A 12,539-nucleotide genomic window follows, 5' to 3' on the forward strand; every position below is an offset into this window, starting at 1 on the left:
ATCCCAACCCGAAGGAGAACCGAGATGAACGCCTTTTCGCCCCCCAACGGCTTTGCCGCCGCCCCGGCCCCCACCAGCGCCCCCGGCTCCGACGAGGCCATCCGCACCCGCCTGTTCGACCAGTTCAACGCCTTCTGGGTCAACGCCTCGCGCGAGGGTGTGCCCTACGACATGATCGGCACCATGTCGGTGACGGCGGCCGTCTATGGCCTGCTGGCCAAGCACGGTGTCGGCACCACGGCCGAATTCCTGGAAGGCATGGCCAACGATGTGCGCACCGGCATGTTCGCCGTGCCGCCGCGGCCTAATTAAGTTTTGTTGTTTGTTCTTTGTTCCCTCAGGCGCCGGGCGCCGCCGTCCGGCGGCTTGGCTTACGCCGCATGTGCGGCGGGCCGGCGGTCGCCGGCCTCCAGCGGTCATGGGCAATGACCGCTGGATTGCAGAGCATTCAAAAAGGGCCGGACGCCTGACCAGGTGTCCGGCCCTTGCCATGTCCGCTCCCGGCAAAAGCCACCCGGCGCCCGGCAAAATCCGCCGACCGGGGCCAGGCGGGGGAGGGTGAGGCAGGGACTGCCGGGGTAAATGGGGTGGTTCATCGTAATAAAATCAATCACTTATGTCGGCGTCGGCAGTTGGCATCGAACTTGCTCAATAGGCTGCGACACGTCATCATTCCCACGGGAGCCCTTCCATGAGCATCTTCGGATCCTTGACCACCGGCATCTCCGGCCTTCAGGCCCAGGCAGCCGCGCTTGGTCATATCTCGGACAACATCGCCAACGCCCGCACCACCGGTTACAAGCGCGTCGATACCGCCTTCACCAACCTGGTGCTGCAATCCAACTCCCGCGTCCACAATCCCGGTGGCGTCGTCGCCCGTCCCAGCTATGCCAACAGCGTAGCCGGCAATATCGAGACGGTGGACCGCACGACCAACCTGGCGATCCGCGGACAGGGCTTCTTCAATGTCAGCCGCCTGACGGAAGTCAACGGCACCTCGGTGCCGACCGGTGAGCGCTATTACACCCGCGACGGTTCCTTCGAGCTGAACGACGAGCGCATCCTGGTCAACCGCTCCGGCTTCGCGCTGAATGGCTATATCTACAGCGAGGCGACGAATTCCTTCTCGACCTCGGCCACGCCCATCCAGGTGACGGCCGATATCGACAGCCCGGTGCCCACCAAGTCCATCGAGCTGCGTGCCAACCTGCCGACCGACCCGACCCCGGGCCAGCCGATCCAGCCGACCACCATCCAGATCTTCGACAGCACGGGCAAGCCGCGCGACATCACGCTGGGCTGGCGTCCCGGCCAGGTGGACGGCGCCTGGCGCCTGTCGGTCGATACGCCGGGCGCCGTGGGCAGCATGCCGCTGTCGGGCAGCCTGGACGGTTTCCCCGTGTCGGCCCAGTCCACCTCGCTGACCCAGGGCGTGACGCCGCGCAAGCAGATCGAGGAAGTGCAGTTCACCTCGCCCAACGGCGACGGCGCCTTCAAGATCGGCGACACCTATCGCGTCACCGTGAACGGCGTGGAATTCACCGAGAGCGTGAGCACCACCAACGCCTCGCAGCTGTCCAACCTGACGGGTGTGGCGCAGTCGCTGGCCGACAAGATCAACGGCGCCGTGCCGCCGGTGGGCGTGACGGCCACCGTGTCCAATGGACGCCTGCGCATCGCCGCCACCACGGCCGGTGACGACTTCGCCATGACGACGGGCGTCAACAACGCCACGCCGACCATCAACACGGCCAACACCCCGGTCACCACCCCGGCCACGTCCACGCAGCAGCAGCAGTCGGTGATCACCTTCGCCGGCAGCTCCGTCGATATCGGTGACACCTTCACCCTGAACGTGGACAATAACAGCACCCAGACCTACACGGTGAAGGTCACTGCCGCCAATATCGGCCAGCTGAAGGACCTGAACGGCGTGGTCACGGCGCTGGCTGCCCAGGTGAACGCCAACTCCTCCACCGAGAAGGTTATCGCCTCGGTCACGGGCAACACCCTGACCCTGCGCGGCACGACGGTGGGCGACAGCTTCAGCGTCGGTGAACAGGCCGGCACGACGGTGACCGTCGCGTCCTCCACCGCTTCGCAGGTCACGGAACTGAGCTATCCGAACCGTGACATCGGCACGGACGAAGACGATATGCAGGTGACGATCAACGGCACGATCATCAGCTACTCGCCCGTCGCCGGCAATGACATGGCCACGGAACTGAACGAGTTCGCCAACGAGATCAACGGCCAGGGCCTGGGTGTCACGGCGACCATCTCCGGCACCCGCCTGGTGCTGACGGCCGATGCCACCAACACGGCCTTCACCGTCAGCGGCCGTGACCGGCTCATGCAGGCGGCGGTCGACAACGCCCCGCCGGCCGACAACACGACCTTCGTCAGCTCGGTCCAGGGTAACATCTCCGGCTCGCGCCAGACGCAGCGCATCTCCATCACCGGCGTGCCGGGCGATGTGGGCGCCACCTATTCGGTGACGCTGCGCAGCCCGACGACCAACCAGGTCGATCCCATCGCCCTGGAAGGTACGACCACGACCCAGGCTTCGGCCACCGCGGCCCAGGTCACCGAGGTCTCATATCCCAGCACGGCCCCCAAGGTCGGCGACGTCTACAGCGTCACCATCAACGGTGCGACTTACAATTACGGGCCGCTGACCCAGGCCGACCTTGACGGTCTGCCGACGCAGCCGCCGACCCAGACCGATGCGCTGACCACCCTGTTCATGCCGCAGATCACCAGCGCCGACGTGACGGCCACGGTGCCGGTGGGCGGCAACAAGCTGGTGCTGACCGGTGCCGCCGTGAACACGCCGTTCCGGGTGACGGGAACCGACGAGATGGCGACCGACCCCTCGTCGCAGTTCTTCGACTTCTCCTCCACCACGGCGGCCCCTGTCGTCGGAAACCGATATGCGGTGACGATGAACGGCACCACCTATTCGGTGCAGATCACGGAGCAGAATATCGGTGACTTCCCGACGCCGGCCAGCGTCATGGACAGCATCATCACCAAGATCGGCAACGATTTCGGCGCACCCTTCACCGCCTCGGCCGTGAAGAATGACGGTGTCACCACCGGCATCCTGCTGACGGCCAAGGATGCCAGCATCCAGTTGAACGGGGCGCAGGAAGTGGCGCCGAACTTCAACCGCACCATCACCTACACCACCACCGGCGAAGAAGTGTCGCTGGACGAGATCGCGGCCAACCTGGCACTGAAGGTCAACCAGGAAAGCGGCATCCCGGTGCAGGCCACATCGGTGGGCGGTGTCATCACCATGACCGGCAACCAGGACGGCATCGCCTTCCTGGGTGAGCCCAGCTCCAACATCGGTACGACCCCGGCGCACATCACGCTGAATTTCGGCGGCACGCTGCCCAACGGCGACCAAGCCAAGGCCGGCACGTTGTCCAGCCTGTCGTCGGCCAATGTCGGCACCGGCAACGCCACGGTCAGTGCCGTGACGGAAAGCGGCCAGCCGGCACAGGTGTCCTTCACCGTCGATTACGGCAACGGGCCGCAGCGCATCACGCTGGACCTGGGCACCTTCGGCGAGGCCACCGGCCTGACGGAATATGAGGGCAATGCCATCAACGTCACCTCGCTGCTCCAGGATGGCAGCCCGCAGGGCACCTTCCGCGATGTGGAAATCCGCGAGAACGGCGATGTCGTGGCCAATTACGACAATGGCCGCCGCCGCGTGATTGCCCAGGTGCCGCTGGTTCTGTTCAACAACCCGAACGCGCTGGGCCGAGAGACGGGCGGTACCTTCACGGAGACGGCGGACAGCGGCCGCGCCCGCTTCACCTCCACCGGCGTCAATGGCGCCGGCGTGATCGCCGCCAGCTCCATCGAGGGTTCCAACGTCGATATCGCGCAGGAATTCACTAAGCTGATCGTGGCGCAGCGTTCCTATACGGCCAATACCCGCGTCATCACCACGACCGACGAAATGCTGACGGAGACGATCAACCTGAAGCGGTAACCTGACGGGCGGCAGCGGCCCCTTACCCCAGCTGCATGGCGTGTCGATCCCGGCCCACCTCCCGTGGGGCCGGGATTTCGCATTTTTGGGTTTGGCGATGGGGCCGGCGGCGGTACCATCGGGGCGATATCATTTCCACAGCCAGACCGCCATGACCGCCATTTCCGGCATATCCTCCGCGCTGTTTGCTGTGCCTGGTGGCGCGAAGGCGGCACGTGGCGGGGGTGGGGGACAGGCTGCCTCCTCCTCGCCCCCCGGTGCGCCGGCGGCGGAGAAGGACCTGACGGAAGAGCAGCAGACGCAGCTGCGCGAACTGAAGAAGACCGACGCCGAGGTGCGCACCCACGAGCAGGCGCACAAGACGGCCGGCGGCCCCTATGCCGGTGGCATCCAGCTGGAATACACGACGGGGCCGGACGGAAGGCGCTATGCCACCGCCGGCGAGGTGCCGATCGACGTTTCTCCCGTCCGCAACAATCCGGAAGCCACCATCACCAAGATGGAGGTGGTGAAGCGTGCGGCGCTGGCCCCGCAGGCGCCATCCCCGCAGGACCGGGCCGTCGCCGCCCAGGCCGACGCCACCAAGGCGCAGGCCCAGACCGAACTGCGCCAGTCGCGCAACGGGGAGGGGACGGAAGGGGAGGGGGCGGAGACCGGGGGAGGAGGGGGAGCGGCCAATGACCGTTCAGCCGCGCGGCGGGCGACGGAAAGCTATAACCGCGCCGCATCGGCGACGGCGCAGCCCGGCTTCAGTTTTGCGATTTCCGCTTGAAGAAACCCGTCACCCCAGGCCGGCGACCGCCGGCCCGCGACCACGTGGTCGCGTAAGCCAAGCCGCCGGATGGCGGCGCCATACACCTGGGGGAGCATAAAAGAAACTTAACCGAACAGGGCGTTGTTCAGCTTGGCGGTACCGGACAGGCCGGTATCGTAGCTCTGTGCCGCGGTCAGCATGCTCTGCAGCTCCAGCGATGCCGCCGATTGCTGCGGCATGCCGTCGCCGGCCTTGGGTTGCTGCGCGACCGTGTCGTAATCCTTGCGATAGACGCCCATCGACAGCTGGATCGCGTAATTCTTGGAAGAGACGGTGGCGCCCTTGCTGTCCTTGGCCGGGGTGTTCCCGTCATTGGTGATCTTGACGTAGTAGTCACCAGAGGTGAGCTTCAGCTCCCCCTTCTGCAATTTGGCGTAATTGTCGCTGGTAGAGCCCAGGCCTTCCTTGCTATCGGCGACGACGGCGCCGAAGCGGGACATGACCTGGACGCGCAGACCCGGATCGCCCAGCAGACCCATCTGCGCCTCGCCCGAATTCTGGACGCGGAATTTGAAGACGTCGCCCTTGTCGTCCTTCTTGATGGCGCTGTAGACGTTCAGGCGGGTCGTGTCCTTGACCAGGGTGCCGATGTCGGTGGCGGCGCCATTGGTGGCGTAGGGCGACTTGCGGACCTCCTTCTCGAAGGTCTGGACCTGGATCTTGGACTGCGCCTCGGCCTTCTTGCTGGACTTGGCGGTGGCTTCCGCGAATTCGGCCAGCTGCCTTTCGATCTCCGACATCTTCTTGGTCGTGTTGGAGAGAACGCTGGACGCTGTGGCTGCACCGGCGGCCGTGGTGGTGTTGGCGGTCGTGGACGTAGTTGTCCCGATCAGCGAAGAGCTGCTGGACGTCAGAACATTACTCGACCCGCTAACGGACGAGACCATGGCAAGTCTCCCTCTTGTGGCATCCGGTAGACCGGATGCGACCACCAATGCCCCTTTCAATGGCCACTCTACGGGCCATTTTGATAAAATGCAATCTATTCCAGCCGGTTTTCCATCGGGAATGCCCACGGAAATCGGCTGGAAGCCATGCAACCCGCCCTGTCCGGGCCGAAGCCCGGGACAGGTGGAAATGGGTCAGATGGAAATGCTGAGCTTGCCGGGACCACCCGCCGGCGGGGCCGGCGACTTGGGCACGGGTGGCGTGGGTGCCGCGGCCGCCTGGGCCGGTGCCGTCACGGTGCCGGCCGACGGACGCTGCGACAGGCCCGTGGCCACGGCGCGGTTGATGTCGATCAGCCGGTCCAGCTTGTTCACATCCAGATCGATCAGCCGGTCGAAGGTCTGACGGTCCACGATGATGGACAGCGCCAGGACATTGTCGCGGATGTCCTTGGGAAGCGGGCATTCCGGATCGACCATCGAGGTCTGGAAGATGGTCCAGAGACGCTGGTTCAGCGACAGCGCCTGCCGCAGAAGGTCCGGATTCTCCGGCGCCTGCCGAGCATGGATCAGGCGGCGCGCCGCTTCCGTGAGGCCCCAGGCCTCCACATCGCGGGGATCATCGGAGGTGGGACGATTGCTATAACCCGTCGCAGGCTTCATAACGGTCGCCGTGCCCTTTGAACGGTAAAACCATGGACGCATTATTCCACATCGGGTTACGCCCGACAAGGATAATGGCCTAGAATGACCCGCGGCGGGGGACCCGGTGCCGGTGCATTGGGATAGGAGGGGGGCAAAGTATGGCGGCGGGGAGAGCGCATGTCACTGCGGAGCAGGCGGTGCGCCTGCACCAGTCCGGTGACGTGGCCGGCGCCGCGGCTGCCTATCGCGCCTTGCTGGCCGCGGACCCGCGCAATGCCCAGTTGCTGAACCTGCTGGGGGTGGCCAGCCTGCAATTGGGCGACGCGGCGGACGCGGTGGCGCTGCTGACCGACGCCGTCGGCCGCCAGCCCACGGCCGCCGATTATCATGACAATCTGGGCAGCGCGCTGCGCGCCGCCGGCAATCCCGCCCCGGCGGTGGAGGCGCACCGCAAGGCATTGCGCCTGAAGCCCCACCATGCGCCCTACCTGTTCAACCTGGGCAATGCGCTGGCGGCCATGGGCGCGCACCATCAGGCGGTCGATGCCTACCAGAAGTCCCTGTCGCGGCGGCCCGGCCATGCGGGCGCCATGTTCAACCTGGCCAACAGCCAGCGTGCGTTGGGCGACCTGGCTGGCGCCGGGGAAGGGTACAGGGCGCTGCTGGCGGGCCAGCCGGGCCACGCCCAGGCCTGGAACAACCTGGGCGCCGTCCTGGGGCTGCAAGGCGAGCTGGCGGGGGCGGAGGATGCCTACCGGCAGTCCCTGGCCGCCCGGCCCGGCCATGCGGAGACCCTGTCCAACCTGGGCAATGTGCTGGTGGAGCGCGGCCGGCTGGGCGAAGGGCTGGAATGTCATCTGGCCGCCGCCGCCGCCGCCCCCGACAGTGCCGAGGCGCGCATCTTCCTGGGCGTGGCGCTGCAGGAACTGGACAAGCTGGACGGGGCCATCGCCGCCTATCGCGAGGGGCTCCGCCTCGATCCCGGCAATATCCAGGGCCTGTCCAACCTGGGTTCCGCGCTGGAACAGGCGGGTCAGCTGGCCGAGGCCGAGGCCGTCCTGTCGCAGGCCCTGGCGCTGGATTCCGGTTCGGCGGAGGTCTGGGGCAACCTGGGGCTCTGCCGTCTGGCGCAGGGCGACCGGGTGCGGGCACGCCAGGCGCTGGACCGGGCGCTGGAACTGGACCCGGAACTGGCCCGCGCCCGCCTTACCCGCGCGCTGCTGCGGCTGGAGGATGGGGATCTGGGCGGCGGCTGGGCCGACTATGCCTGGCGCTTCGCGGCAGGGGAGGCCTTGCCCGACCGCCGTTTCGCCGTTCCGCAATGGCAGGGACAAAGCCTGCCGCGCGGGCGTCTGCTGATCTGGCGTGAACAGGGGCTGGGCGACGAGCTGATGTTCGCCGGCCTTTACAAGCAGGCGATCGCGCGGGCCGGGCAGGGACCGGGCGGCGTGACCATCGAATGCGACCCGCGCCTGCTGGGCCTGTTCACCCGCAGCTTCCCTGCGGCCAATGTGCGCGCGCAGTCGCTGCCGCCCGCCGGGTCGGATGCGGCCGAACGGCCCGACATGGATGCGCAGATCCCCGCCGGGGGGCTGGTTCCCCTGCTGCGCCCGACCCTGTCCGCCTTCCCCGGCGCGCCCTATCTGGTGGCGGACCGCCGCCGGACGGAGCAGGCGCGGATCTGGCTGGACGGGCTGCCGGACGGCCTGCGCGTGGGCATCTGCTGGCGTTCCCGTCTGATCACCGCGCGCCGCCGTGCGAACTATGCGGCGGTGGAACATTGGGCGCCGCTGCTGGCGCAGCCGACGCTGCAAATGGTGAGTTTGCAGTATGGGGCCGATCCGGCGGAGATCGCGACGCTGGAGGCGGCGGCGGGCCGCCCGCTGCACATAATGCCGGGCCTGGACCTGACGGACGACCTGGAAGGTCTCGCCGGCCTGATATCGGGCCTGGACCTGGTGGTCACCGCCCCCACGGCCGTGGGCGAGATGGCGGGTGCCCTTGGCATACCGGTCTGGCGCGTCCTGGGAGGGGGTGACTGGTCAACCCTTGGTGCCGCGACGCGTCCATGGTTCGCGTCCATGCGTATGATTACACATGCAGGCGGCGTTGCCGCGGCTATTGGCGAAGTCGTCCATATTCTTAAGGATATTTCGCGTTCGCATGGCTGACATTTTGTCCGTGCCCAGTTTCCATGGGCCCAACGTGATGCTATCGTATGCCTGAAGGTCGAGACCAAGAGTTGGGGGACTCCGGATTTCGACGGATGGTTAATTTTCCAAACCATCATTTGGCTTCGGCGGGCAGAGAACATGTCGGTGGCGGGTGGTAGTCGGTCAGGCGACGCACACGATGGCATTCATGCCGTACCCTCGGGCGGGCGCACGGGACTGGCCCGTGCCGACCGGCGCATGGTCACGGCCTTTTTCTGCGACATCGTCAATTCCAGCCTCATGGTCATCCCGCAGGACCCGGAAGACGCCTATGACCAGCTTTCCGGCCTGATCGACATCATGCGCCGCCATGTGGCGGCCTTTGGCGGCACCTTGTGCCAGACCTTGGGCGACGGCGTCTATGCGGTGTTCGGCGCCCCGGTGGCACAGGAGAACCATGCCGTCCGTGCCTGCTTCGCCGCCGACGCCATCCTGCGCGAGGTGGCGCGCAGCGGCCGGTCGGTGCGCATCGGCATGGCATCGGGCGAGGTGCTGTGGGACCATGATGCCACCGGGCGGCAATCCTGCAATCCCGCTACGGGTGCCACGGTGCATATCGCCGCCAAGCTTCAGCAGCTGGCCGCGGGCGGTCATGCCCTGATGGCGGAAGCCACGGCCCGCCTGGCGGCCGATTGGGTGGAGACGCGCGAGGGATCGCTGGTGGTCCTGGGCGGGGATGGCCCGTTGCAGACCCATTTGCTGCTGGGGCTGCGCAGCCGGCGCCGGCAGTGCGACGACGAACTGCCCATGGTCGGGCGGGAGAATATCCACAATTACCTGATGACCGCACTGGACGGGGTCGTCGCGGATGGCACCTTCGCCGCGCATCTGGTGCAGGCCGCACCCGGCATGGGCAAGACCCGCCTGATGCGATCGCTGGCGGGCATGGCGCGCGGCCGTGGCCTGCGCGTGATCGAATGGCAGGTGCCGGCGATGGAGCCGGTGGGCGCGCCGAGCCCGCTGTGCCAATTGGTGACCGAGCTTTTGGACGGGCCCCTGCCGCGCACGCTGGACGGGGTGTCCGCCATGCTGCTGGGCGCGGGGGCGCAGCGGGAGGCGGCGGAGGCCCTATCCCTGATCCTGCTGCCGGCCCAGGATGGCATGGGTGAGCGCGGCGCGCCGGCCGTGTTGTCCCTGGCGGCGTCGGCGCTGGCGACGCTGGCTCGGTCGGCGGCGGAGCGGCGGCCCACATTGCTGCTGGTGGAGGACGCCCACTGGGCGGATACCGCCGTGCAGGCCGTGCTGAACGCCCTGCTGGACCTGCCGACCGCCAGCACGCGCCTGATGCTGGTCCTGACCAGCCGGGACGAGGGGCTGGCGGCCGCCCTTGCCGGTCATCGCGTCCTGCACCAGCACAAGCTGGGCCTGCTGGGTGCCGCGGAGGCGTCGCGCCTGCTGGACATGTGGATGGGCCGGTTCCCCGGACTGGACCCGATCAAGCATGACCTGGCCCGCCGCGCGCGGGGCAATCCCTTCTTCCTGGTCGAATGCATCCGCGTCCTGATGATGAACGGGACGCTGATCGGCGAGGTCGGGGATATGCGACCCGGCGAAATGCCGGCCTTCCCCGTCCCCGACACGGTGCAGGCCCTGCTGTCGGTGCGTATCGACATGCTGGACGAGGAGGCCCGTCGCCTGCTGCGTACGGCCGCCGTTGTCGGCCAGACCTTCGATGCCGGCCTGTTGTCCACCCTGACGGGTCCGGACACGGCGATCCGGCGACTGCCCGATCTTGTCCGCCTGGGTTTCATCGACGAGACGCGCCTGCTGCCGCGGCAGGAATATTCCTTCCATCATGCGTTGCTGCATGAGGCCGTCTATTCCGCTGTCACGCGCCGCGATCGGCAGCAGTTGCATGGCGGGCTGGCGGAGTTGCTGAACCGGCCCGAATTTTCCGAATTGCCGGGCCGGCTGGCCGCGCAGGCGCGCCACGCTTCGGCGGGTGCCTTGTGGCCGCTGGCCGTGCGCGCGGGGATGGCCGCGGGACGGGAGGCGCTGGGCCGTTCGCTGGCGGTGGAGGCCGTGTCGCTGCTGGCCATCGCCGTCGACGCCAACGAGAAGCTGCCGCCGGGTCAGGAGATGATGACGGCCGGCATCGATCTGCGTCTGACCCTGGCCCGGGCTGCCATGCCGGCCGGTCTGGGCGACCGCGCCATGGCCGAGTTGGACAAGGCCGTCGGTCTGGCCCGGCGCGTCGGCGACGAATCCCGCGCCATGGTGGGACTGGTCCAGCAGATCAACTATGAATGGGTCTTCGGCCGCCTGGATCAGGCCACGATGCTCGCCGACAGCGCCATCAGCTATTCCGGCGGGGAGGAGGCAGCGCATCCGGAGCTACTGATCATCACCGCCGCCTGCCAGATCGAGAATGACGAGGCGGCCGACGCCTTGCGTCTGCTGGATATCGCGGAACGATCGGTGGCGCACGGACGGCACACGGTCGGCCAGCACATCATGCTGGATCTGGAGATGATGCTTGCCATCAAGCGGGCCCGCTGCCTGTCGCAGCTGGGCCGCGATGTCGAGGCGGAAACCCTGGTTCAGCAGGCGCTCCGCTGCGCCGATGCCAACCCCCATCTGTTCAACCGGGTTTTCGCCCGGTCGGACGCGGCGGAGATCCGGCTGCGCCAGCGGCGCTATGGCGACGTGCTCGCCTACAGCTCGGAAAGCCTCAACGTTTCGCGTTCCACCGGGTCCACCCTTCTGGACACGGTCAGTCTGGCCCGGAGGGGACTGGCCCTGGCCTATCTGGGCCGTGGCACCGCCGGTCTGGTGGATATCGAGCAGGGATTGCGTATCGCAACCACCCGCGGGGCCGCCCTGCACGTGGCCAAAGTCAAGCTTTGCCGTGCCTTCGCCCTGGCGCTGACCGGGCAGTTGCAGGCCGCGCAACAAGAACGGGCTGCCGTGGCCATGCTGGCCGATGAACGCGGCTACCGGCTTCTGGCCAACCAGTTGCCCAGCCTGACGGAACTGACGGAAATCGCCGCACAGGCCAGGTCCAACCTGAACCTTCTTTCCATGCGCTGACCATTGCGGTCACGCACCGGCGCGTGCTTCCGATCAACCAGAAGCAGCCGGTATGACGCATTACGGCAGAAAGGTTCCGGACGGCACCCGCCATCCGGAACCCTTTCGCCGCATGGACGTGAAGGGATCAGAATTTCATGTCGAGGGGCAGGTCCGCGGCGTCGCGCAGCAGCAGCGTGGAAGCGCCGCGGGACACGGCCCGGTAATAGGCCACCAAGAAGGCCCGGATCGTGGCGGTCAGCGAAGCATTCTGGTGCTGGCGGCGCGACACGATGGTGATCACCTGGTGGATGCTGAGATTCTCGCGCTCGGCGATCTCATGCAGTGCCTGCCACATCACCGCTTCCAGGCGTACGCTGGTCCGGTGTCCATCAACCCAGACATTGTGGCTGATCAACTGGCCGTCGACCTCCAGGTCGTGCGGCTCATAGACGGTGATGTCGTTCTTGGATTGCAGAGCGTTCATCGGCGACCTCGCCTTCCTATCGATCATTATTCCGGTCTGTCGCGGATACCGGTCGGCAGGCCGCGTTTGGTGAACACACCATAGCGTTCCTTCTGCATACGCCGCTGTGAAGCACTTCACACGGCAAAACCGGCTGCCGGCATTAGCATCGGCAACGAAGACGACGAGGACTCGCCGCGCTCGTCTTTCGGAATACATAAGTAACCTTTGAGATGGAGATCGTAATATGCTGAGCCGTGGTGCCGATGGCCGTCTGTATCGTATCGCCCCGAACGGGGCCACCGTTGTTGTAGAACAGGCGCAGAACCAGACCGTGAGCCGCGTTGCGGCCCGTGGCGCGGCGGATGCCGGCGCCAGCGCCGAGATTTACAGCGCCAGCGCAGAAATCTACGCCGCGAGGATTTAACCTTGTGGGATGCCGTTCCGCGGGTCTGCCGTGGAACGGCCCCATACGCCCATGCAGTCGAAGCGACAA

9 protein-coding genes are annotated in these 12,539 nt (G+C 66.8%); 6 read left to right on the plus strand and 3 right to left on the minus strand.

Features of this window, described 5'->3' with window-relative positions; all coding sequences use genetic code 11:
* Positions 1-24 precede the first annotated feature (24 nt).
* From ACM9HJ_RS17535 to ACM9HJ_RS17545, 3 genes are all read left to right on the plus strand, one after another.
* Positions 25-312 carry a hypothetical protein gene (locus ACM9HJ_RS17535; protein ID WP_416573051.1) on the plus strand — a complete coding sequence of 96 codons (288 nt, stop codon included), beginning with the start codon at positions 25-27 and terminating at the stop codon, positions 310-312.
* A 379-nt stretch (positions 313-691) separates the two neighbouring features.
* Positions 692-4,009 carry a flagellar hook-basal body complex protein gene (locus ACM9HJ_RS17540; RefSeq protein WP_416573052.1) on the plus strand — a complete coding sequence of 1,106 codons (3,318 nt, stop codon included), beginning with the start codon at positions 692-694 and terminating at the stop codon, positions 4,007-4,009.
* Positions 4,010-4,160: 151 nt separating this feature from the next.
* Positions 4,161-4,781 carry a putative metalloprotease CJM1_0395 family protein gene (locus ACM9HJ_RS17545; RefSeq protein ID WP_416573053.1) on the plus strand — a complete coding sequence of 207 codons (621 nt, stop codon included), beginning with the start codon at positions 4,161-4,163 and terminating at the stop codon, positions 4,779-4,781.
* 107 nt (positions 4,782-4,888) lie between these two features.
* On the opposite strand, the gene ACM9HJ_RS17550 is transcribed toward ACM9HJ_RS17545, so the two are convergent.
* Both ACM9HJ_RS17550 and ACM9HJ_RS17555 read right to left on the minus strand, forming a co-directional pair.
* Complete coding sequence (locus tag ACM9HJ_RS17550; RefSeq protein ID WP_416573054.1) at positions 4,889-5,710, minus strand: hypothetical protein; 822 nt, start codon at positions 5,708-5,710, stop codon at positions 4,889-4,891.
* 195 nt (positions 5,711-5,905) lie between these two features.
* Positions 5,906-6,373: a flagellar biosynthesis regulator FlaF gene (locus ACM9HJ_RS17555; RefSeq protein WP_416573055.1), complete on the minus strand. Its 468-nt coding sequence runs from the start codon at positions 6,371-6,373 to the stop codon at positions 5,906-5,908.
* 140 nt (positions 6,374-6,513) lie between these two features.
* Between ACM9HJ_RS17555 and ACM9HJ_RS17560 the strand changes: the two genes are divergently transcribed.
* Entirely contained in the window at positions 6,514-8,526 is a 2,013-nt protein-coding gene (locus ACM9HJ_RS17560; RefSeq protein ID WP_416573056.1) for a tetratricopeptide repeat protein, read from the plus strand.
* A gap of 141 nt (positions 8,527-8,667) precedes the next feature.
* Positions 8,668-11,598 (plus strand): ATP-binding protein, encoded by a 2,931-nt coding sequence (locus ACM9HJ_RS17565; protein WP_416573057.1) that lies wholly within the window; start codon positions 8,668-8,670, stop codon positions 11,596-11,598.
* Between the two features lie 127 nt (positions 11,599-11,725).
* Here ACM9HJ_RS17565 and ACM9HJ_RS17570 read toward each other — a convergent pair whose 3' ends face one another.
* Positions 11,726-12,064 (minus strand): ribbon-helix-helix domain-containing protein, encoded by a 339-nt coding sequence (locus ACM9HJ_RS17570; RefSeq protein WP_416573058.1) that lies wholly within the window; start codon positions 12,062-12,064, stop codon positions 11,726-11,728.
* 226 nt (positions 12,065-12,290) lie between these two features.
* Here ACM9HJ_RS17570 and ACM9HJ_RS17575 point away from each other — a divergent pair, with 226 nt between their 5' ends.
* On the plus strand, positions 12,291-12,470 hold the full coding sequence (locus tag ACM9HJ_RS17575) for a hypothetical protein (protein WP_416573059.1): 180 nt from the start codon (positions 12,291-12,293) through the stop codon (positions 12,468-12,470).
* Positions 12,471-12,539: the final 69 nt, after the last annotated feature.

It is taken from the genome of Niveispirillum sp. KHB5.9, assembly GCF_048066115.1.
In the GTDB taxonomy this organism is placed as follows: domain Bacteria; phylum Pseudomonadota; class Alphaproteobacteria; order Azospirillales; family Azospirillaceae; genus Niveispirillum.

Coding starts and splice junctions, on each gene's coding strand:
- ACM9HJ_RS17555 (WP_416573055.1), bottom strand. CDS start 6,373: ATGAAGCCTGCGACGGGTTATAGCAATCGTCCCACCTCCGATGATCCC.
- ACM9HJ_RS17535 (WP_416573051.1), top strand. CDS start 25: ATGAACGCCTTTTCGCCCCCCAACGGCTTTGCCGCCGCCCCGGCCCCC.
- ACM9HJ_RS17575 (WP_416573059.1), top strand. CDS start 12,291: ATGCTGAGCCGTGGTGCCGATGGCCGTCTGTATCGTATCGCCCCGAAC.
- ACM9HJ_RS17540 (WP_416573052.1), top strand. CDS start 692: ATGAGCATCTTCGGATCCTTGACCACCGGCATCTCCGGCCTTCAGGCC.
- ACM9HJ_RS17565 (WP_416573057.1), top strand. CDS start 8,668: ATGTCGGTGGCGGGTGGTAGTCGGTCAGGCGACGCACACGATGGCATT.
- ACM9HJ_RS17560 (WP_416573056.1), top strand. CDS start 6,514: ATGGCGGCGGGGAGAGCGCATGTCACTGCGGAGCAGGCGGTGCGCCTG.
- ACM9HJ_RS17570 (WP_416573058.1), bottom strand. CDS start 12,064: ATGAACGCTCTGCAATCCAAGAACGACATCACCGTCTATGAGCCGCAC.
- ACM9HJ_RS17545 (WP_416573053.1), top strand. CDS start 4,161: ATGACCGCCATTTCCGGCATATCCTCCGCGCTGTTTGCTGTGCCTGGT.
- ACM9HJ_RS17550 (WP_416573054.1), bottom strand. CDS start 5,710: ATGGTCTCGTCCGTTAGCGGGTCGAGTAATGTTCTGACGTCCAGCAGC.